The sequence below is a fragment of the Streptomyces sp. NPDC002328 genome (assembly GCF_042890065.1).
In the GTDB taxonomy this organism is placed as follows: domain Bacteria; phylum Actinomycetota; class Actinomycetes; order Streptomycetales; family Streptomycetaceae; genus Streptomyces.
Map to the genome: position 1 here is coordinate 602309 of NZ_JBIARQ010000002.1, position 21318 is coordinate 623626.

Below are 21318 nucleotides of genomic sequence, written 5' to 3' on the forward strand. Positions count from 1 at the left end.
TCAGCTCACCCCCGCCGGTGTCCCCACCTCGCCCGTCCGCTTCAGCTTCTGCCAGCGGAGCCGGCCGCCGGTGAGGGCTGTGATGCTGGAGTGGATGAGGACGAGGTACATCATCTGGCGGTAGGCCAGCTGTTGCAGCGGCATCATCAGCAGGTAGCGGTACTTCTCCCGGTCGAGACGGAAGGCGTACGCCGCGCACACCAACTGCACGCCCAGGACGGCCAGCCAGGCCAGCAGGGCCGCCTTGAAGTCGATGAAGATCATCGAGTAGACGGTGAACACGTCGATGAGCGGGGCGAAGACCGGCGTGACGATCTGGAAGAGGACCACCAGCGGCATGCCGACCCGGCCGAAGCGGCCCGAAGGCCCCTTGTCCGTGAGCGACTTGCGGTGCTTCCAGAGCGCCTGCATCGTGCCGTAGGACCAGCGGTAGCGCTGGGACCACAGCTGCTTCAGGGAGCCGGGCGCCTCGGTCCACGCCCGCGCGTGCTCCTGGTAGACGACGTTCCAGCCCGCGCGGTGCATGGCGATGGTGATGTCGGTGTCTTCGGCGAGGGTGTCCTCGCTCATGCCGCCGACCTCCAGCACCGAGTCCCGGCGGAACGCGCCGATCGCGCCGGGGATCGTGGGCATGCAGCGCAGCAGGTCGTACATCCGGCGGTCGAGGTTGAAGCCCATCACGTACTCGATGTGCTGCCAGGCGCCGATGATCGTGTCGCGGTTGCCGACCTTGGCGTTGCCGGCGACGGCGCCCACCTTGGGGTCGGCGAACGGCTGCACCAGCTGCCCCACGGTGTCGGGCTCGAAGACGGTGTCGCCGTCCATCATCACGACGATGTCGTAACGGGCGTTGCGCACACCGTTGTTGAGGGCGGCCGGCTTGCCCGCGTTCTCCTGGCGGATGACGCGGACGTTGGGGATGCCCAGCGCCTCGGCGATCTCCTTGGTGCCGTCGGTTGAGCCGTCGTCGACGACGATGATCTCGATCGGGTGCGTGCTCTGCGCCAGCGAGTGCAGGGTGTTGGCGATGCACTCCTTCTCGTTGTACGCGGGGACGATCACGCTCACCGGTCCGGTGATCTGCGGCCCCCAGCTGAAGCCGCGCTTGTTGCGGAGCCGGTAGTGGCGGCGGGCCAGGATCAGCATCATCCCGAACCGGCCGATGACGGCCACGCCGACGACCATCAGCCCGACCGAGAGCGCGGGGACGGTCCACTCGGCGAAGGCGACCGCCGCGACGAGGGCCTTGCCCTCGTAGAGGGTGAGGCCGGTGGCCTCCCGGTGGGCGGCCTGAAGCCGGTTACCGGCTCCCCCGGCCGCACCCGCCGCACCCGCCGCGCCTGCCCCGCCTGCCCCACCTGCACCACCTGCTCCGGCACCCCCGGCTCCGCCGTTCCCCCCGGCGGCGCCCTCGCCGTTCGGCGCGGTGCCCGGCTGCCCGCCCGGCGCACCGGTCCCGGCGGCAGCACCGGTACCGGCCTCAGCGCCGGTCCCAGCCGTAGCCCCGGCCCCAGCCGTAGCCCCGCTCCCGGCCTCGCTGCCGGTCCCGGCCGCAGCCCCGCTCTCGGCCCCCGACGCCGCCCCCGCCGCCGCCCCCGGCGCGGCAGACGCCTCGTCCTCCTGCATCACGCCGCTGATCGTGGTGAAGGTGTACCCAGCCGCCTTCATCTTCTCGATGTACGTCGGCAGCGCCTCGATCGTCTGGGAGCGCTCGCCGCCGGCGTCGTGGAAGAGCACCGACGCGCCCTCGCCGTCCTCCGGCGTGGCCCCCTCGATGATCTTCGTGACGCCCGGCCGCTTCCAGTCGTCGCTGTCGGTGTCGATGAAGACGCTGGTGTAGCCGTCCTCGCCGAGCCGCTGGTAGACGGGCCAGCTGTAGTTGTCGATGGCGTCGGCCTCCGAGGAGTACGGCGCGCGGAACAACGTGGTCGTGATGCCGGCCGCGCCCGCGAGCGCGAGCTGCGTCTGCTGCATCTCGCGGTCGACGCGGGCGTCGCTCTGGTAGGAGAGGTCGACGTGGGTGAACGTGTGGATGCCCACCTCGCTGCCCTGCTCGACCATGTCCTCGACGAGGCTCGGGTAGCGGGAGACCATCGAGCCGACGACGAAGAACGTGGCGGGGACGTCGTACTTCTGGAGGATCTCCAGCACCTGGGGCGTCCAGGTCGGGTTGGGACCGTCGTCGAAGGTGAGGGCGATCGTCTTGTCCGGGACGGAGACCGTGGTGGCCTGTCCGCCGCGGAAGGTGAGGATCGGGCCGCCGTCGAGGACGTCGTCGGGCACCTCGCTGGAGCTGGCCCCGGTGCGGACGCGCTGGTCGCCGCCGACCTCGGCGCGCAGATAGCCGTCGAGCAGCATCACGCTGGTGAGCGCGAGCAGGAGCAGCGCGGCGAGGATGACCCGCGGCTTCTGAAGGGCCGCGGCCTTGCCGGCCGCCCGCTCGATGCGGGAGGGGGCGCGGCGGCGACGGCGAGAGGGAGTGGTGGTCATGGGGGTGGCTGGGCTCCGGTCAGTCGGCGGTCGCGGACGCGGACGGCGAGGCCGACGGCGAGGCGGACGTGGAAGGGGAGGAAAGAGAGGGGGCGGCGGTCGGGGACGTGGAGGCCGGGGCCGAGGGCGGTGCGCCGCCCGGCAGCCCGACCTGGTCGCCCCTCCCGCCGTCCGGACGAGCGCCCCCGGGCCCCTGACCGCCCTGCCCCTGGCCGCCCTGCCCGCCCTGACCGCCTTGGCCGTTGCCGCCGAACGGCAGCAGTGAGGACGGCGTCAGCGAGGTGCCCCAGCCCATGAACGCGGCGCCGAGGACGACCGCGTAGGCGAGGCAGCCGACGCCGACGAGGAGGCCGATCCGACGCAGCAGCTTGGATCTGCGTCCGGAGTTGTCAACGAACACGGGCCCTTCGCCGGAGTCGTCGACGCGTTTGCGGCGGCGACCGCGAGTGGCGGCACGGCTTTCGATGGCAGGCTCTGAATGCATTCCCCGGATGTTAGGGAGCCTTTATGTGGCCTAAACTCTGGACTTCTTGTGAGTAGCCCATGAGATATGCCCGAACCTGTCCCTTGCCTGAGAGAAACAGCGAATACCTGCGCGATCGACCTCGGTGACGAGAGGGTCGATCGTCCCTTTTGGGCGGGCAGTAGTCCCCTTTTGCGCGATTACCTCACTGATCTGTCTGTGTGTTCACTGTTCCCGCGTGAGCTGCCCGCGTGTGAGACATTTCCATTTCGGAAACGGCTTTTGTTTCCCTGCTGAGACAGAAATCACGAGAGCGGGTGCATGCGCAATGAGGAGTCTCCTGAAGCCGGTGGCCGGGCTAAGCTGCCTGTTCGCCCTGGCCACGGCGGGCTGCTCCGCGGGGTCCGGCGACACGTCGGACGCGGCGCGCGCCGCCCCGTCGACCACCGCCCCCGCGGGAGGCGGCAGCGCCTCCCCGTCACCGAGCGCCAGTCCCGGTGCGAGCGCCGACGCCGGTGCGGCGGCCGGTACGGCGTACGCGCCCTATGTCAACGCCACGACGGCATCCGCCAACGACGCGGCCGGTTCCCCGACGACGTACAACCTGGCCTTCGTCATCTCGGACGGCGTCGGCTGCACGCCGAAGTGGAGCGGGACGCACGCGATCGACGACACGTCCGTCGCCTCCCGCGTCTCCGCGCTGACGAAGTCGGGCGCCTCGGTCCGCGTCTCCTTCGGCGGGGCCTCCGGGAAGGAGCTGGCGGCGACCTGCGGCAGCGCGGCGGCGCTGGCCGAGGCGTACGGCGCGGCGCTCGACGCGGCCGGCTCCGCGCGGGCCGACTTCGACATCGAGGGCGACGACATCGGCGACGCCGACTCGGTCGCCCTGCGCTCCCAGGCGATCGCCCTGTTGCAGAAGGAGCGGACGGACCTCGAAGTCTCCTTCACGCTCCCGGTGATGCCCTCCGGGCTGGACGCCGACAGCCTCGCGCTGCTCGACTCGGCGAACAAGTACGACGTCCAGGTCTCCACCGTCAACATCATGACGATGAACTACGGCGAGTCGTACACCGGCGACATGGGCGGCTACGCGATCGCCGCGGCCACGGCGGCGCACACCCAGCTGAAGAAGACCTTCGGCACGACGGACGCCGCCGCCTGGAAGGGCATGGCGCTCACCTCGATGATCGGCGTCAACGACGTCGACGGCGAGACGTTCACGCTCGCGGACGCCGCGCAGGTGCGGACGTTCGCCGAGGGGAAGGGCGTCGCCTGGGTGTCGATGTGGTCGACCTTCCGCGACCAGCAGTGCGCGGACGATTCCTCTGCGGGCGACGCGTTGACCACCTGTAGCGGGGTCGAGCAGGAGGACGGGGCGTTCGCGGAAGCGTTCTCGCAATAGGACTCGGTGGGTTCGGTGTCCGCCGACTGCGGATCCTCGCCGGCTGGTCGCGCAGTTCCCCGCGCCTCGGCAGGCGCTCAGCGCCGCCGGTACACCAGGCGTCCCTCGACGACCGTCGCCACGCACGTCCCGGCGCCGCGTTCGGCGAGGGCGGCCTCGTCCGGGACGTCGAAGACGGCGAACCGGGCGGCCGAGCCGCGCTCGCGCGGCGCCGCGAACTCCACCGGCAGGCCGCAGGCGTACGGGTCGAGCGAGGGCGCCCCGCCGGGACGCCCGAGCCGCCCCATGGTCCCCAGCCCGGTGCGGCGTACGGCGTCCCGCACCGCGCGGTTGCGCAGTTCCTCGCAGGCCGCCGCGACCGTGCCGTGGGCCAGCATGCGCTGCACCCCGCGGCGGGCGCTCGCACCCCAGCGGGCGTCGTCCATGGTCAGCATCGAGAGCGCGTCCCCGAACAGCGGCTCGGCGCCCAGCTCGTCGGCCTCGCGCGGATCCGGGTGGTAGGCCTCCTCCAGCAGCTCGTTGCCGCTCAGGTTGACGAGCCCCGGGGTGAGGATGCCGGGCCACTGGCGCACCCGGGCCCGCGGGCGGTCGGCGGCGAGCTTCTCCAGCGGGCCGGCCTCGGCGATCCACGCGCCCTCGACGACGAGCGCATGGCCCCTGGAGTCCGCGTGGATCGTGAGCACGGTGCGGCTAGTTGGGCGCGAGGATCTTCAGCTCGGGGTGCGCCGTGCCGCCCGAGATCGCCGTCGAGGAGATGTGGGAGACGACCCGCTCGTCGACGGGGTCGCTCGCCGGGTCGTCGTGGACGAGCAAGTGCTCGTACGTCGTGGCGCGTTGCGCCGGGACGCGGCCCGCCTTGCGGATCAGGTCGATGATCTCCAGGCGGTTGGAGCGGTGCTTGGCGCCGGCCGAGGAGACGACGTTCTCCTCCAGCATGATGGAGCCGAGGTCGTCCGCGCCGTAGTGCAGGGAGAGTTGGCCGACCTCCTTGCCCGTCGTCAGCCAAGAGCCCTGGATGTGGCGGACGTTGTCGAGGAACAGGCGGGCGATGGCGATCATCCGCAGGTACTCGAAGAGGGTCGTCTGGGTGCGGCCCTTCAGGTGGTTGTTCTCGGGCTGGTAGGTGTACGGGATGAAGGCGCGGAAGCCGCCCGTCCGGTCCTGTACGTCACGGATCATCCGCAGGTGCTCGATGCGCTCGGCGTTGGTCTCGCCGGTGCCCATCAGCATGGTGGAGGTGGACTCCACCCCCAGGTTGTGCGCGATCTCCATGATCTCCAGCCAGCGCTCGCCGGACTCCTTCAGCGGAGCGATGGCCTTGCGCGGGCGCGCGGGCAGCAGTTCGGCGCCGGCTCCGGCGAAGGAGTCGAGGCCGGCCGTGTGGATGCGCTGGATGGCCTCGTCGACGGACACCTTCGAGATCCGCGCCATGTGCTCGACCTCGCTCGCCCCCAGGCTGTGGATGACGAGCTGCGGGAAGGCCTCCTTGATGGCGGAGAAGTGCTTCTCGTAGTACTCGACGCCGTAGTCCGGGTGGTGGCCGCCCTGGAACATGATCTGGGTGCCGCCCAGTTCCACGGTCTCGGCGCAGCGGCGCAGGATGTCTTCCAGGTCGCGGGTCCAGCCCTTGGCCTTGTCCTTCGGGGCCGCGTAGAAGGCGCAGAAACGGCACGCCGTGACGCACACGTTCGTGTAGTTGATGTTCCGCTCGATGATGTACGTCGCGATGTGCTCGGTCCCGGCGTACAGACGTCGGCGTACGGCGTCGGCGGCGGAGCCCAGCGCGTGGAGCGGCGCGTCGCGGTAGAGGACGAGCGCCTCCTCGGGCGTGATCCGTCCGCCCGCGGCGGCACGTTCGAGGACGGCTGTGACATCAACTGAGGTGAGGTCGGCCTGCTCGGTCACCGGAACGTCCCTTTCGTCAAGGGGTGTGGACGGACCAAGCCAGCCTACGCCAGCCCTTTCTCCGGGCTCACCTCAGGCCGCGTACGCGCCGAAGAGCAGCCCCACGAACGCGCCCGCGATGAGGAACGGCCCGAACGGGATCGCCGTCTTGCGGTCGGCCTTGCGCGCGGCGAGGAGCGCGCCGCCGTACAGCGCGCCGAGCAGGAAACCGGCGAAGGTGCCCAGCATGACCGTGGCCCAGCCGTACCAGCCGAGGACGGCGCCCGCGCCGAGCGCCAGCTTCACGTCGCCGAAGCCCATGCCGCCCGGGTTGATGAGGTGCAGCACGAGATAGGCGGCGCTGAGCGTGAGGGACGCCACGAGGGCTCTCGTCCAGTCGCCGGCGTGCTCGGGCAGCAGCGCGGCCACGCCGAGCAGGGCGAGGGCGGCCGCCGCGAACGGCAGGGTGAGCGGGTCGGGCAGCCGCCGCACCCGCAGGTCCACGACGGCGAGCAGCACCCCGACGGGCGCGAGCAGCAGCCAGACGGCCAGCTCGGGGCGGGCGCCGGTGGCGAGGGCGAGGACGGCGCAGAGGGGGGCGGTGACGGCGGCGAGGAGGGGGGCGCCAAGGCCGTAGGGGATCCCTCGCCTGGGTACGGCCGTACGGGCGTCGGCGTCGGCGCTGGACTCGGTGCCGGCGTCTGCGTCGGTGCCGGCGTCTGCGTCGGTGCCGGCGTCTGCGTCTGCGTCTGCGTCTGCGTCGCTGCCGGCTCTCGCGTCTTCGGCGCAGGTCCGGCAGCGCGCGGGGCCGATCCAGCCGTGGAGCGGGTGCCCCTGGGGACAGGAGTCGTGCCAGCCCGGCACGGGCGGATCCCCGAACTCCGCTTCCGGCGAGGCCCCCTCGGCCTCCGCCTCCGACGCCTCCGCGTCCGGCTGCTCCCCCGCCCCCTCCCCCCGTTCCGGCAACGCCACCGAGAACCGGTACACGGCACGCGGCAGCAGCGCACCCGCCGCCGCGCCCCATGCCGCCGCGACCGCGAGCAGCACGACGGCGTGGAGCGTGGTGAGCCCGGTCATCCCGCGGCCGGGGCGGCGTCGCGCCAGGCGGGGTGCAGTTCGTCCAGGAGGGCCTCGGTGCGGGGAGGCAGGCCGCGGACGCCGCCCCGGGTGACGAGGTCGGCGGCGAGGGCGGTGAGGCGGGCCGGGTCGCCGGTCGCGTGGGTGGCGCGCAGGAGTTCGTTCCACAGGCGCTCGTCGGCGGGAGCCGTCCGCAGGGCCGCGTTCAGCGCCTCGATCGCCTTCTCCGCGCGGTCCTTCTCCAGGTGGAACGCGGACAGGGCGAGCCCGATGTCGGCGACCAGCAGCGGGAGTTGGGCGTCGACGATCTCGTGGGTGAGCCAGCGGTAGCGGCCCTCGGGCCGGTCGGCGAGCAGCGGCCCGCGCACCAGCACCAGCGCGTCGGTGAGCAGCCGTCCGCGGACGGCACGGCTGTCGACGCCCTTGCCCTGGGTGGCCTCGTGGTAGAGCGAGCGCAGGACGTCCAGGTCGGAGACGACCGACTTGGCGAGGACGAGACGGCCGCGCGCGTCGGCGCCGAGGCGGGCGGTGCCGTCCGGGTCGGCGCCCAGCCAGGCGCGCAGGCGTTCGATGAGCGCGTCGCGGACGTCGTCCGTCACGCCGCGCGGCCACAGCGCGGAGGTGAGCACGCGCGGGTGCACGCCCTCGCGGTGCAGGAGCAGCAGCGCCAGCGCCTCGTGCAGCAGCACGCTGCGGTCGCCGTCCGGCGCGTCCAGGCCGATGATCTCGTACGGGCCGACGAGCCGCGCGTACACCGCGGGCCGTCCCTGTTCGCTGATGTCGACGAGGAACGGCGGGGCGGGGGCCGGTCCGTCCGGTCCGCGCTCGGGATCGGCCTCGACGAACAGCTCGACGACGGCGCGCTGTTGGGCGGCGGGCAGCAGCTGGGCGTCCAACTCCAGCCCGAGGAGCGGCGCGAGGAGCCTGCCGTCGCTCGTGACCTCCATCTCCCAGGCGGCGCCCGGCAGATCACCGCTCTCGGTGCCGACGAGGTATCCGATGCCCAACCGGCTGGCGTCGGCGGCGAGTTCGGCGAGCTTGACGGCGTCCTCGGCGGAGGGCGCGGCGGCGAGCAGGACGAGGTGCGGGGCCCAACGGGTGTGCTGGGCGGGCCCGGTGCGGCCGGTGAGCACGGAGTCCTGTCCGGCGGCGCCGAGCGCGCCCCGCCGCTGCCGGGTCTCGGCGGCCATGGTCTCGACGAGGGCGTCCACGTCGTCCAGGTGCCGGATGCGGTTGGGAGCGAGCGGGGTGAGGTCCTCGCCGAAGCCGACGAGGGTGATGGTCATGCGGTCCGACCAGCCGTTGGTGGCGAGTTCGGCGGCGACGGACGCGAAGACGGCGGCGCGGTCGGCCTCGCGCCCGCTGAGCGAGACGATGCCGGGCACGGCCTCCAGGTTGAGCAGCAGGCGGGAGTAGTCCATGGTGCCGAGGCTGACGAGGCCGGGGTACGGGGCGGCGGTGTCGACGTCCTCGTACCGCTCGGCGTCGGAGCGGGACAGCACCCAGAACGTCTGGTCCTGCCCGAGCTGCCACGGCGTCGGCGGCTTGCCGGACGGCTGGGCGAGCTGGAGGTGCAGATCGCCGCCGGTCATCCAGACGGCGTAGACGACGGGCAGGGCGCGCGACTCGGCGGCGAGGGACGCGGCGAGGCCGCGCAGCGACCGGTCGAGCAGCCGTACGCCCTCGGGGTCGGCGCCGACGAGCAGCGCGTCCTGGACGTCCTGGGCGTCGCCGGTCGGCGTGGGCGGCTCCATGCCGCGCCGCCCGGCGACGGCGCCGAGCGCCGACTGCCACAGCAGCTGACGGCGGCGGCGGCCGAGGGCGCCGAGGAGGCCGGCGGCGAGGAGGGGCGCGGTGACGAGGGCCTCGGGGAGGCCGAAGGCGACGCCGGGGTCGGAGTGCGCGCCGGCGGCCGGGGCGGCGTGCCGCTGGCCGGGCAGGGAGGTGTGCCCCGCGCTTCCGCCGCCGGCGGCGCCGCGGGAGGTGTCGGTCTGCACGAGCCCGCTGCTGCCCCCTTGCCCGGCGTCCGCGCCCCGCGCCTGCTCTCCACCACTTGTTCCGGCACTGGTGCCGGTCCGCGCGTACTCGTCCATCTGCCGCTCGACGTCCGCGGAGACCTTGCCGGCCCGGTCGGGCAGCTCGACGAGGTCGCCGCCGCGGGCGTCACCGGGCATCTCCATGATCCAGCCGGGCCGGATCAGGCTCGCCTCGGACAGCCGGGAGCCGTCCGGCTGCACCCGGTCCTTGTTGAGCGCATAGATCTCCTTGTACCGGCGTCCGTCGCCGAGGTGGCGCTCGGCGATCTCCCAGAGGGAGTCGTGGTGGCGGCCCTCGGGCGGCTGGATCCGGTAGTACTTCGTCTCGCCGTGCATCATGGCCGCGCTGCCGTCGTCGGCCTGTGCGGCGGCGTTCGAGGCCTGCGCGGCGAGCGCGCTCGCGGCGGATTGCTCCTGCTGCTGCGCGAGGAACGCGCCGGGAGTCTGCTGGGCCGCGGCGACGGTCCCCCGCTGGTTGCCCTCCAGGCCGTGCCCGAGCTGCGAGAGCCCCGGCGTGAGGCTGGCGGCGGTGGCGCCGACGAACAGCAGGGCGGCGACGAGCTGCCGCGCGAGCAGCTGGCTCGGGCCCGTGCCGGGCACCCGCCCCGGCACGCCCACCCCCGACGCGGCGGCCTTCACCTCGACCAGCACGCACGCGGTGAACTGCGCCCAGGCCAGCCAGACGACGACGGTCAGGATGTTCAGGAACGTCCTGACGGTGATCTCCTGCTGGAGCCAGTCGAGCGAGGGCGCACCGTCCGGCAACGGCCACCCGACGAGCACGGCCAGCGCCCCCGGCACCCCGGCGACCAGCACGAGCAACGCGACGAAGGCGAGGAACGCCTTGACGAAGTCCCCGGCCGTACGCCGCCGCACCCGCACCGGCTGCGGCGTCCGATTACGCGGCCCCACCGGACCCCCCGCCGAGCCACCGGCCCCCGCGGAACCGGCGGACCCCGCAGAGCCCGTAGAGCCCGTAGAGCTTCCCGTCGAGCCTGAAGTCCTGCGTCGCGCCATGGCGGGTGTCCTGCGTCCTGTGTGAGAGGGGATGCGTTGAGCCTACAGAGATCTTATGGACTGACACGGCCGCCGGTGCCCGCCGAGCACAAGCCGAGCACAAGTGGAGCCCCACGCCCGCCCGTTTCGCCGCTTTCCCCTCGTATGCCCGAGTCGCCGACGCTCTCGCCACGCCCCGGCGACACCCCGATGCGCTAGGTTCACCCGAGGCTCAGGAGTCGATCGTTGCCGGCGCTACGGAGGGGGCCAGGTGACACACAGGCCGACCGACTGGTACATGCTCGACCTGGACAAGGACCCGACACCCGGCGACCCGCACCGCGTCAGACAACTCGCGCCGGCGCACTTTGCCCCCCTCGCCGACTGACGTCGCCTCCGGAGCACGACGATGGTTCTCAGGCTCGCGATCCACCGGGACTTCCTCCCCCGGCATCTCCAGGACGACCCGGCCGTCGAGCTCGGGCAGCTCGGACAGTCGATGGCCGCCGATCCCCTTCCCGACAGTGCGCGCATTTCCGCCTACCTGGCGTCGGGGCACGAATTGTTCTCCGCCATGGGCGCTCGGCGGGACGTCGTCACGAGGGAGAAGCTGATCCTCGGCGCCGACTCCCTCCGTACCGACGGGACGTGGCTGTGGCGAGAGGATCTGCGCCACTACTTCGACCGCTACCACGTCCTGCTCCCGGACGACTTCGTCGCCCTGGTCCGCGAACGCCGTTACGCGGTCCCCTCGATCTCGCCGGAGGACCTGCGGCAGCTGTCCGAGGAACGCCGTGCGATCCTCTCCGCGCCGAAGCCCGGGTAACCCTTTCGAGCGGACTTGACCGCCATGCTCCGCAAGGACAGCAGGAGCATGACGAACCCCCTTCATCCCACCAGGTTCTCCGCCACCGAGCGGCCGTGGACGGTTACGTCGTCGTTGAAGAACATGCCGGTGAAGACCGGTTCGTAGGTGAGTTGGACCTCGACCTCCACCTGGTCGGCGTCCGCTGCCACGCAGTGGGTGGCAGCGATGTCCGGGCCGGACAGGTCCATTTCGCGGGCGAAGGCCTTCACTCGGGTGTCGCAGTTCTGGAAGTTGATGGGGGCGGCGCCGCCCTCGTTGCCGTAGAGGGCCTCCCGGTCGATGTCCTGGGCGGCGAAGCGGGCGGCCTGTTCCGCGATGTCGGCCGCGCGTTCCCGCTTGGAGATCGACAGGCCGCCGTCGATGACGAAGGCGGAGAGGGAGAGGAAGACCAGGGCGAAGATGATGACGGCGCCGGCGCCCGAGCCGCGGTCGTCGCGGCATCGGCTCGTCCACCATCCATTGGCGCGCGACGGGCGTGTGGTCGACGGTTCGTTCGCCCGTGAGGGACCCGCGGTCGGCCGCCGGCGTGTTCGTCGCTTTGGCTGCGCCGTGTTCACGCCGTCCTCCGGAACGGGTCCAACGGGGAGCTGAAACTCGCCGAGAGGGTGGTCGGGATGTCCAGGCCGAGCATCGACAGGCCCCGGACCTCGCAGCTCACCTCGACCGTGAAGATGGTGTCGGGTTCGAAGCCCTGGCTGGTCTGAATCACGGAGACCGGGCCGGAGCAGACGTCCTCCAGGTCGGCCTGGGCCGCCTTGCGCGCCTCGGCCATCGCCGTCGGGCGGTCCTTCTGGATCGAGCCCGCGCGCGCCGCGTCCCGGGCCGCGCCGTCGATCGCGCCCCGCCCGTCCACGAGTTGGCCGAAGGCGACCAGGACCAGGATGAACATGATCATCACGGGGGCGAGGATCACCACCTCCACGGTGGACAGACCGCGATCCCCACCGCCGACCCGGCGACGCGCTGCGGCGGCAGCGGCCATCTCAGTTCCCTCCCTCGGGCACGAACCGCTCGACCGGCCCCATCGACCGCGCGTGCACCGTCAGATCCAGCCCCGGGAACACCGACGGCACCCGCGCCGTGATCTCCACGCCCACCGTGCCCTGTTCGGGCTGGAGCAGAGTCACGTCCGGCGACAGCACCAACTGCGGGCCCAGTTGCCGGATATAGGAGTCGACGACGTCCTCCGCCTCGCCCCGCCAGGTGCCCGGACTCGCGTCGGCCGTGGCACGGGCCTTGCGGGCCCCGGCCTGGGCGGCCGCCTGGGCCACGTGGTCGGCGAAGAAGTACAGCGCGAACTGCACCGTAGCGAAGATCATGAAGAAGAGGACGGGGGTGAGGAAGACGAACTCGATCGCGGTCATGCCGGAGTCGCCGCGGGCGACCGCGCCCTCTCGCGCGGCCCTCACCCTGCGGCGCAGCCATCTGCCCGTGTGCGCACCCGCACCGGAACAACCTCGCGCACCCACGTGCAACCCCGTTACCCCGTAAGACCGTTCACCGCGTGCCCGCGTCCGTCCCGTCAGCAGGTCTTGCTCGCGCCGGCGCCCTCGATGCAGTCGCCGACCTTCTCGGCGCCGTCGCTCAGCGCCTGGTTGATGATGGCGGCCACGACGCCGACGATCGCCACGACGACCGCGGAGATGATGACCCACTCGACCGCGGACGCGCCGCGGTCCAGTTCCCCGGAGCGGGCGCGCTCGACGCGTCCGCGCAGGAAGGTGACGAGGAAGTCCATCGCCGGGATACCGGTGTGGAAGTTCCGTCCGTTCATTGTGCGTTGTCCTTTCAGAGCGGTTCTCGGACCGGTTCGACCAGTGGTCACGGCAGCTTCAGACCTGGAACACCCGCATCGCCGCGGGAAAGATCAGGAACACCAGGAACCCGGCGCACAGCAGCAGTTGCGCCACGAGCATCGACTGCGACTTCTCGCCCGCGCTGCCCTCGATCTCGGCGAGCTCGCGGTGCCGCATGGTCTCCGCGCGGGAGGCGAGCGATTCGCGGACCTTCGCGCCGTCGTCCGCGACCAGGGCCAGCGAGGCCGACAGATCCTTCAGTTCCTCCACGCCCAGCTCCTCCCCCAACGCCCCCAGCGCCTGCCACTGGCTGACGCCGGTGATACGGGCGTCGGCGAGGGCGTTGCGGATGCGCTGGGTGGCCCAGCCGTCGGAGACCTCCGCCGCCGCCATCAACGCCTCCGGCAGACCCCGCCCCCCGGCCAGGTTCATCGACACCAGGTCGAGGTACGCGCCGATCACCCGCCGCAGGTCACGGCGCTTCTGGCTCGCGTCCCGCCGCACCTCCAGGTCGGGCAGGAAGAAAAAGAGCACCGCGCAGAGCAGGGCCAGCCAGACCGGCACGACCGGGCTGTCGCCGATGCCCATCGTCCACCCGACCGCGAACAGCAGCGGACCGAAGAACAGACCGGCGACGCCCAGCAGCGCCTTCGTGGCCAGGAAACTCTCCCAGCCGCGCTCCAGCACGTTGAGGTCCGCGCGCAACGAGCGCTGTTCCCAGCCCTGTTGGAGGTACAGGTCGGCGACCTTGCGGCCGACCTCCGCGCGCAGCGAGCCGAACCGGCCGCCCGCCTGGGGCTGCCGCGCCGACTCGTACGCCGCCCCGCGCGCCCGCATCGCGTCGATCCGCGCGACCTGCGCGACCGCGCTGCGCTTCGACGGCATCAGGGCGCGGACCAGGGCGTAGACGCCCAGGCCGAGGACGACGCCGACGGCGATCGGTGCGGTGAGGTTCACCGTCGTACCCCCTCGTCGTGGGTGGGAAGCTGCGCCTGCCCGGGCGCGGACGACGCCGGCGGGGCTGTCGGTGCCCCTGCCGCCGTCGAAGCCGCCGTACGGGGTCGTACGAACCGCACCGACGACTCGTCGCGGACGAGGAAGCGTTCGGGCGTCTCGATGGTGGACAGCTTGCGCAGCCACCAGAAGCCGAGCCCGAACAGGCCGCAGACGCAGGCGAGGACGAGCTGCCCGACCGCCGTGCCGTAGGGCTCGACGAACTCCCGGTTGAAGATGGACAGTCCGAGGACGAACGCGATCGACACCGCGACCACGATCTGCACCGAACGGCGGGTCGACGCGCGCTGCGCCATCACGCGCTGCCGCATGTCGACCTCCTCGCGCGCCGACTTGGCGAGCGCGCCGAGGACTTGGCGCAGACCAGGGCCGCGCAGCCGCGCGTTGAGGATCAGCGCGGCGACGATGATGTCCGCCGACGCGTCGTCGATCTCGTCGGCGAGGATCTGGAGCGCGTCGGGCAGGGGCGTGCGGGCGCGCAGGCGGTCGACGAGGGCGTCGAGGTGCGGGCGCAGGACGGGCGCGGCGGCGCGCGCGGACGCGGGGATGGCCTGCTCCAGGCCGACCGCGCCGGCGATGGTGTCGCGCAGCGACTCCGTCCAAGAGGCCAGCGCCTCCACCCGCTTCATCGCGACCCGTTCCTCGGCGGCGCCGCCGAAGAGGCGGTCCCAGAAGAAGACGAGCACGGCGGCCGCGAGCCCGGCCACCGCCCAGCGGGTGAGCAGCAGCACGACGAGTCCGGCGATCGCGGCGATCGAGCCGCGCTGCCCGGCGAACCGGAGCAGCTCGTTCACGCGCCGGCTGGCCTTCTGCTTCTCGTGCTCGGGCTTGACGGGCAGCCCGCGGACGGCGACCAGGAGCAGCGCGAGGCCGCCGCCGACGGCGAGGCCGCAGCCGAGGGCGTACAGGACGGTCGTGGAGAAGAGGCCGCCCATCGATCCGAGCGAGTCGAGCGCGGCGAGGCTGTTCGTGGCCGGGGCGGGGCCGGTGGCGGCGAGGGCGCTCGCGTTCGCGGCGAGTGAGTTCGTGCTCGCGGCGAGTGAGTTCGTGCTCGCGGCCAGTGCGCTCGCGTCCGCGTTCGCGGCGAGTCCGTTCGTGCCCCCGGCAAGCGCATGCGTGCTCGCGGCCAGTGCGTTCATGCTCATGACGTCACCTCACCCCCACGTCGCCGCGGGCCGGTAGCCGTACGCGATCAGGTCGTCCAGGCAGGAGATGGGCGCGTGCGGGACGATCCGGCCGTCGGGCGTCTCGGCGAACACCTCGCTGGACAGGACGCGTCCGTCGACGCCGTTGACCTCGCGGACGGAGGTCACCATGCGCTGGAGACGGCCGCCCGTCTCGTAGTCGTTGCGCCGCTGGATGAAGACGACGAAGTTCACCGCGCCCGCTATCAGCATCTGGCTGGCCTCGATGGGCAGCCGTTCCGTCGCCTGGAGCGCGTAGGTGGAGATGCGGTTGAAGACCTCGCTGGAGCTGTTGGCGTGGATCGTGGACAGCGAGCCGTCGTTGCCCTGCGACATCGCGTTGAGCATGGTGACGATCTCGTCGCCGAGGACCTCGCCGACGATGACCCGGGAGGGGTTCATGCGCAGGGAACGGCGTACGAGTTCGGCCATGCTGATGGCGCCCTGCCCCTCGGAGTTGGGCAGCCTTTCCTCGAACGCGACCACGTTGGGGTGGAGTTCGGGAAAGGTGTCGAGCCCGAGCTCCAACGCCCGCTCTACGGTGATGAGTCGCTCGTGCGGCGGGATCTCGTTGGCGAAGGCCCGCAGCAGCGTCGTCTTGCCGGCGTTGGTGGCCCCCGCGATCATGATGTTCTTGCGGGCGCGGACCGCGCAGGCGACGAAGTGGCCCAACTCCGGGGTGAGCGTGCCGTTTCCGACTAGGTCGGAGATGAACACCTTGCCCATGCGGGCGCGACGGATGGACAGCGCCGGACGCCGGGCCACGTCCATCACGGCCGACAGACGCGAACCGTCCGGCAGCCGCAGGTCGAGTTGGGGGTTCGCGGAGTCGAAGGGCCGGGACGACAGACCGCTGTAGGCGCCCAACACCTGGATCAGCTCGATGAGTTCCTCGTCGGTCTCCGCGACCGGCTCGCCGCGCACCTCGCGTCCGTCGGCGTAACCGACGAAGACCTGGTCGCAGCCGTTGATGTCGATGTTCTCGACCTGCGGGTCGTCCAGCAGCGGCTGGAGCCGGCCGACGCCGAAGAGCGCGGCGTGCACGGCGGCCGCGTACTGCTCCTCCGTCTCGGCGTCCGGCGGCGTACGGCCCGCGTTGATCTCCGTGCGGGCGTACTCCTCCAGGATCTGGGCTATGACGGCGCGGGCGTACTGCCGCTCGTCCTCGGTGGACATCGGGGTGACGCCGGAGGCCTGGTCGAGGCGGCGCTGCTCGGCGATGCGGTCGCCGGCGTCCTGCCGGAACCGCTTGACCAACTGATGGTCGACCGCCGTCACCGCCCGGCCCCCGCCTGGCCCTGATGCGTCTGATGCGTCTGATGCTGCTGAGGGGTCTGGTGCGGCTGATGCGTCTGGTGTGCTTGATGCGCCTGGTGTGTCTGGTGCGCCTGTGCGGGCATGCTCCAGGCCGCGCCGTACTGCTGGTGGAGGTCGGCGACGACCTTGCGGGCCGAGCGGACCAGCAGCGACCTGTCGAGCCGACCGCGCTTGCGACCCGCCAACTGGTCGGCGCCGGTGGGGTCGTCGGCGAGGGTGCCGACGACGCGGGCGCCGGTCTGGGCGTGCACCAGCATGTCGTTGACCTGCGCCGAGATCTTGCCCGCGTGCCCGGGGTCGACGACCAGCAGCACGCCGATCAGCGGGGTGGCGAGGCTCGCCGCGCCGCGCGGCCCGCCGTGCAGCCGGGCCGACAGGGCAGCGGCGCGGTCGCGCACGCGGGCGATCGCCTCCGGCTCGGTGCGCGAGACGAGGAGGACGAGGGCGGCGTGCGGGAACAGCTCCACGGCCGGGGTCTCGCCGCTGACGCGCCCGCAGTCGGCGATGACGTCGGCGGGCGCCTGCGGGGAGTCGCCGAGCGCGGCGAAGGCATGCCCGAGGGTGGGCCACAGCCCGGCGAGACCGGCCGCCTGCTCGGCGACCCCGAGCCCGACCAGCACCTCGAGACCACCGCTCAACGGCTGTACGTGGTCCCAGAGTTGGTCCGGCACGAGACCGCGGCGGGCGGTCGCGGCGATGGACAGCATCCCGGTGTTCGGGTTGAGCGGCCCGCCGTGGGCGGCGGCACTGCGGTAGACGAGGTCCCCGCCGGCCGGATCCGTCTCGGCGAGCAGCGCCCGCCGCGGCCAGACCGCTGCGAGCGCGACGGCCGTGGTGGTGACGCCGGGGGACCCTTTGTCGGCGGCGAGAGCGATGAGCGCCATGGTGAGGGGGGCCGCCTTCTAGTTGCCGGAACCGGAGCTGGCACCGGTGCCGGAACCGGAGTCCGTGCCGGAACCGGAGTCGGTACCGGAGCTGGCACCGGTGCCGGAACCCGAATCGGTGTTGCCGGTGCCGGAGTCGGTGCCGGTACTGGAGTTGGTCCCGGCCCCGGCTCCGGCTCCGGTTCCGGCGACGCGCACGATCGCGGCAGCACCGGCGGAGGCGGCCCGGGCCACGGCGGCGGCCTCGTCCTGGCCGACGAGGAGGGTGAGGCTGAGGTTGCCGGTGGTGACGGTCGAGTCACCCTCGTCGGACTTGTTGCTGACCTTGGCGCCGGCGACGAGGAGCGAACCGGCGGAGGAGGACGGGGACGAGGAACCCGACTTGCCCGTACCGGAGGTGCCGTCGACGTTGTAGACGTTCACCACGTCGCCGGGCTTGATGTCGGACGGGTACTGCCCCTCCTTGAGAGCGACGCCGACGGCGGCCTTGCCGGCGGGGATGTCCTCGCTCGGGGCGAACATCTCGCCGACCAGGACCGACCCCGTGTAGATGGTGGACTTGGCCTTGAGCTTCTTGAGCGGGTCCAGCTGCTCACTGCGGACGTAGTTGATGCCGCTGTCGGCGGAGACCATCACGGACGTCACGTCGGAGTCCTGGACCGACGTCCCGGCCTCGACGTCCTTGACGACCTTGATGACCTCGATCCGGTCACCGACCCGCAGCACCAGCATCGTCGCGCCGAGCGCGCCCACCAGGATGAGCAGCACCGCGAGAGCGGCCAGCGCCGGCTTGCGCTCGCGCGGCGGCGTGGGAAGCCGGTCGCCGACCGGCGGCTGAGCCGGACCCGCGGAACGCCCCGCGCCCGCCCCCGTACGCTCCTGGATCTTCACGCAACCGCTCCCCGTACACCCAGAAAACCGTCTGTCACATACTCTGCATTCGCTGCAAATGCGGACACTCCCAGAGGACTTCGCACATCAGGCGAGTGCGCCGAGGTCTTCGGCGACCGGCCCGCCAAGGCCGGGGCGAGTGTCAAGCGTTCGCACGGTATCAGCCGTACATAAGCCCCTCAAGGCGCGTCCGACCCCTCACAGCACACCATGTACGAGGCTGTCCGGCTGCAACTGTCATGCCCCGCACCTGGGTTGATCGCAGGGGACGGACCGGGTGCGGCCCGGTGTGCGGAAGTGAATCTTTGCCGGAAGGCGTGACGCCCGGCTCCCGGGCCGGTTTCGCGGCAGCGAAGCCGTCCGTAGAGTCCGCCGGGGACAGCACGGACGGGACAGGAACAACAAGCTCCTCCCGTACACAGCCCCGACCGAGCCGTCACCGACATATCTGCGGATGGTGGCGCGCTGCGAGCTCCGCAGCCTGGTACGGCTCTCAGAGGCCCACGAGCCGACCGCCGCCCTCTTCGACGCCACCGCCCGGGCCCGCTTCCTCGACTGCCTCGACACGGCGCTCGCGCTCGTCGACGGCGACGTCACCCGGATCGACAGCGCCGACACGTCACCCGATCCGGCGACCCTCCTCACCATCACCCTCCTCGCCCGCGCGGGCCGCGCCGCCATGGAGGGCCGCATCGAGGACCTGTGCTGCGGCGTCAACCCCCTCCACGGCCCGGGACCACCCGCCACCACGTACGCGTCGCCCCTCCAGCCGGAGCAGAAGGCCCCGCCCGACGCATGCTGGGAGTCTGCGCCCCCTGCCAGGACACGGCCATCGCAGAGCCCCGCACGATTCCGACGCTGCTGCTGCGGCTGCCGGGGAGCGAGACGCCGTACTACGACACGGAGGGGCCACTGGCCGCTGCGCCACGAGGGATCTCTCGGCTGATCGCCGGCACGAGGGAGAGCGCGAACGTCGGGTGAGGTGGGGCAGAGCTCGGAAGCAGGGGAAGCGGGGGCAGGGCTCACGCGTACGACGGCGATCGCGCTCGCGAAGCGGGTGGCGGCCTCGGCTTCCGTCACGGCTTCCGACATTCCCGCCGCTCCCTCCGCGCAGGAAGGCGCGGTCATCGGGCCCGGCCGCAGGGCTCGGACCCGACCAGGCCGCCGAATCCACCATTTTGCGGTAACTGATGCCCGGCCTCCGCTCCGACGCGACAGACCCAATCTGGCGAACCGCAACCCCCACCGATAGCGTCAGTGCTCTTGATTGCCTTGCTGTCTTACGGGGAGTCCACTGTGAAGCGCCGCTCTTTGCCCGTTGCTCTCGCGCTCACCGCGACAACGGCCCTGCTGTTGACCGCGTGTGGGGGCGGGGACGACGACTCGGCCGGGAAAGACAAGATCGCGGGGGCAGACACGGGGTCCGGTTCGGCGTCGGCTCCAGCCGGCACGTCCGCCTCCACTGCCCAAAGGCCCGACATGACGTTGCCGAGCGATGTCACGGAAACCTTCGAAGGCTGGAAAACCGGTGACGCCACGAAGGATGCCGTCCTGGCGGACGCCGGCCAGGCACAGACTGCGGTGACCTTCTCGGTCACAAAGGGCGAGCCCGAGTCCTCGGCCCTGAGCTTCTACCAGACGGGATCGGCCCTCGCCGGCAGCCAGGACTGGGTCAAGGAGATCGTGGACGCCGGGTCCACGTACTCCGGATCGGTGCGCTACTACGCCCCGGACATCAGCGTGTTCGACGCCAAGTCCGCCGGTGTCTCCTACTGCGCGGACGAGAGCAAGGCGTTCAACAAGAACCGGAAGACCAACAAGGTCGACAAGGTGCCGGTCACGAACGACTCGTACGTGCTGTACAGCACCCGTCTGGAGAAGAACGCCGACGGCGTCTGGCAGACGACGAAGCTCGAATCGGAGCGGGGGAACCAGAAGTGCCTCCCGTAAGGCCACGACACCCGTGGCTCATCGCCGGGGCGACGACGACGCTCCTCGCCCTCACTCCCGGGACGGCGTTCGCGTGGGGTGCCCCGGGCAAGTCCAACGGTGAGAAAACGGAGACCAGCGGCGGACAGAGCGGCGCCAGCATCGTCTCCAAAGTGACCTACAGCGGCTCCACGCGGGGCAGGGGCAGCGGTACTCAGAAGGTTCAACCAGTCGGCGACTGGAGCCCGCCGGCGTGCTGGTACGAGCCCCGATCCGCCCAGGAGTTCGCCCAGTACGTCGAGGGCATGTACACCGACACGGTCAACACACCGGGCCAGCACAGCTACGCCAAGGCATCCGTCGGCATGTTCCGCGACGAATACAAGGACGGCACCTACAAGAACTACAACCTCGGCCAGAAGGACAAGGGCAACTGGTGGGTGTCGGTCCGTGACGAGGACCGTTGGATGGAACCGGAAGCTCAGGCTTGCGACAGGCAGCCATTCTGGGTCGAGAACGGTGCCACACCCCCGGTCGAGAACGCCGTGACCCCTGAGGTGCTCGCCGAACTCGCCTACAACCGCATCCAACTCCCCACCACCAAGGTCACGCTGACCCCCGCCGCCGCCACCAAGGTCAACCTCCCCACCTGGGCTTGGCTCGATCAGGCCCGGTTCAAGGAGGTCTCCGTCAGCGCCTCCCTCGCCGTGGGCGGTCTCACCATCCAGGCCACCACCACCGCCAAGCCGGTCTCCCTGAAACTGGACCCCGGCACCACGGACGCGGAGACCTACCCCGGTTCGGGCGAGTGCACGATCAACGCCGACGGCTCGATCGGAGAGCCGTACGCGACCGGCAAAGCCGATCAGATGCCGCCATGCGGCCTGAAATACCTGCGCTCCTCGGGCGACAGCACGTTCAAGCTCCAGGCAACGGTCACCTGGCAAATCAGCTGGACCGGCAGCGGCGGAGCGGGCGGCGACCTTCCCGACGGGACGTTCGGCGACGACCAGGCGGTGACCGTCCAGGAGATCCAGGCCGTCAACCGGTGAACCGACAGCAGTGGAAACACGCACGGACGAAAGAC

General features: G+C 71.5%; 20 protein-coding genes. 5 read left to right on the plus strand and 15 right to left on the minus strand.

Going from position 1 to position 21318, the window contains the following annotated elements; translation table 11 throughout:
• Complete coding sequence (locus tag ACFYX4_RS09125) at positions 1-2490, minus strand: bifunctional polysaccharide deacetylase/glycosyltransferase family 2 protein (protein ID WP_389328284.1); 2490 nt, start codon at positions 2488-2490, stop codon at positions 1-3.
• Positions 2491-2509: 19 nt separating this feature from the next.
• Complete coding sequence (locus ACFYX4_RS09130) at positions 2510-2890, minus strand: hypothetical protein (protein ID WP_389328287.1); 381 nt, start codon at positions 2888-2890, stop codon at positions 2510-2512.
• A 391-nt stretch (positions 2891-3281) separates the two neighbouring features.
• Between ACFYX4_RS09130 and ACFYX4_RS09135 the strand changes: the two genes are divergently transcribed.
• On the plus strand, positions 3282-4355 hold the full coding sequence (locus ACFYX4_RS09135) for a chitinase (RefSeq protein ID WP_389328290.1): 1074 nt from the start codon (positions 3282-3284) through the stop codon (positions 4353-4355).
• Between the two features lie 77 nt (positions 4356-4432).
• Here ACFYX4_RS09135 and ACFYX4_RS09140 read toward each other — a convergent pair whose 3' ends face one another.
• From ACFYX4_RS09140 to ACFYX4_RS09155, 4 genes are all read right to left on the minus strand, one after another.
• Positions 4433-5038, minus strand: coding sequence for a hypothetical protein (locus tag ACFYX4_RS09140; RefSeq protein WP_389328293.1), 606 nt, complete (start codon positions 5036-5038; stop codon positions 4433-4435).
• A 7-nt stretch (positions 5039-5045) separates the two neighbouring features.
• Positions 5046-6260, minus strand: a complete 1215-nt coding sequence (mqnC, locus tag ACFYX4_RS09145; protein ID WP_389328296.1) for a cyclic dehypoxanthinyl futalosine synthase — start codon at positions 6258-6260, stop codon at positions 5046-5048.
• Between the two features lie 72 nt (positions 6261-6332).
• Positions 6333-7316 carry a prepilin peptidase gene (locus tag ACFYX4_RS09150; protein ID WP_389328299.1) on the minus strand — a complete coding sequence of 328 codons (984 nt, stop codon included), beginning with the start codon at positions 7314-7316 and terminating at the stop codon, positions 6333-6335.
• On the minus strand, positions 7313-10369 hold the full coding sequence (locus ACFYX4_RS09155) for a BTAD domain-containing putative transcriptional regulator (RefSeq protein WP_389328302.1): 3057 nt from the start codon (positions 10367-10369) through the stop codon (positions 7313-7315). The genes ACFYX4_RS09150 and ACFYX4_RS09155 overlap by 4 nt, the downstream gene beginning before the upstream one ends.
• A 388-nt stretch (positions 10370-10757) precedes the next feature.
• Here ACFYX4_RS09155 and ACFYX4_RS09160 point away from each other — a divergent pair, with 388 nt between their 5' ends.
• On the plus strand, positions 10758-11174 hold the full coding sequence (locus ACFYX4_RS09160; RefSeq protein WP_389328305.1) for a hypothetical protein: 417 nt from the start codon (positions 10758-10760) through the stop codon (positions 11172-11174).
• Positions 11175-11236: 62 nt separating this feature from the next.
• Here the strand turns inward: ACFYX4_RS09160 and ACFYX4_RS09165 are convergent, their stop codons facing one another.
• From ACFYX4_RS09165 to ACFYX4_RS09205, 9 genes are all read right to left on the minus strand, one after another.
• A complete protein-coding gene (locus ACFYX4_RS09165; protein ID WP_389328308.1) occupies positions 11237-11773 on the minus strand; it encodes a Tad domain-containing protein in 537 nt (178 codons plus the stop codon).
• Positions 11770-12198, minus strand: coding sequence for a TadE/TadG family type IV pilus assembly protein (locus tag ACFYX4_RS09170; RefSeq protein ID WP_389328311.1), 429 nt, complete (start codon positions 12196-12198; stop codon positions 11770-11772). The genes ACFYX4_RS09165 and ACFYX4_RS09170 overlap by 4 nt, the downstream gene beginning before the upstream one ends.
• A 1-nt stretch (position 12199) precedes the next feature.
• Positions 12200-12580 (minus strand): TadE family protein, encoded by a 381-nt coding sequence (locus ACFYX4_RS09175; protein ID WP_389328686.1) that lies wholly within the window; start codon positions 12578-12580, stop codon positions 12200-12202.
• Positions 12581-12738: 158 nt separating this feature from the next.
• On the minus strand, positions 12739-12990 hold the full coding sequence (locus ACFYX4_RS09180; protein WP_389328314.1) for a hypothetical protein: 252 nt from the start codon (positions 12988-12990) through the stop codon (positions 12739-12741).
• A gap of 58 nt (positions 12991-13048) precedes the next feature.
• Positions 13049-13969, minus strand: a complete 921-nt coding sequence (locus ACFYX4_RS09185) for a type II secretion system F family protein (RefSeq protein WP_389328317.1) — start codon at positions 13967-13969, stop codon at positions 13049-13051.
• The gene (locus ACFYX4_RS09190; RefSeq protein WP_389328689.1) at positions 13966-14961 is read right to left on the minus strand and encodes a type II secretion system F family protein; all 996 of its coding nucleotides are present in this window, start codon (positions 14959-14961) and stop codon (positions 13966-13968) included. The genes ACFYX4_RS09185 and ACFYX4_RS09190 overlap by 4 nt, the downstream gene beginning before the upstream one ends.
• A 219-nt stretch (positions 14962-15180) precedes the next feature.
• Positions 15181-16488, minus strand: coding sequence for a CpaF family protein (locus ACFYX4_RS09195; RefSeq protein WP_389328320.1), 1308 nt, complete (start codon positions 16486-16488; stop codon positions 15181-15183).
• Positions 16485-17411, minus strand: a complete 927-nt coding sequence (locus ACFYX4_RS09200; RefSeq protein ID WP_389328323.1) for a hypothetical protein — start codon at positions 17409-17411, stop codon at positions 16485-16487. Before ACFYX4_RS09200 ends, ACFYX4_RS09195 begins: the two co-directional genes overlap by 4 nt.
• An 18-nt stretch (positions 17412-17429) precedes the next feature.
• Entirely contained in the window at positions 17430-18302 is an 873-nt protein-coding gene (locus ACFYX4_RS09205) for a hypothetical protein (RefSeq protein ID WP_389328326.1), read from the minus strand.
• Between the two features lie 454 nt (positions 18303-18756).
• Between ACFYX4_RS09205 and ACFYX4_RS09210 the strand changes: the two genes are divergently transcribed.
• The 3 genes from ACFYX4_RS09210 (at position 18757) to ACFYX4_RS09220 (ending at position 21283) form a co-directional block, all read left to right on the plus strand.
• Positions 18757-19248, plus strand: a complete 492-nt coding sequence (locus ACFYX4_RS09210) for a hypothetical protein (protein ID WP_389328329.1) — start codon at positions 18757-18759, stop codon at positions 19246-19248.
• Positions 19249-19781: 533 nt separating this feature from the next.
• Entirely contained in the window at positions 19782-20252 is a 471-nt protein-coding gene (locus tag ACFYX4_RS09215; RefSeq protein WP_389328332.1) for a hypothetical protein, read from the plus strand.
• Positions 20240-21283 (plus strand): hypothetical protein, encoded by a 1044-nt coding sequence (locus tag ACFYX4_RS09220; RefSeq protein WP_389328335.1) that lies wholly within the window; start codon positions 20240-20242, stop codon positions 21281-21283. Before ACFYX4_RS09215 ends, ACFYX4_RS09220 begins: the two co-directional genes overlap by 13 nt.
• Positions 21284-21318 lie beyond the last annotated feature (35 nt).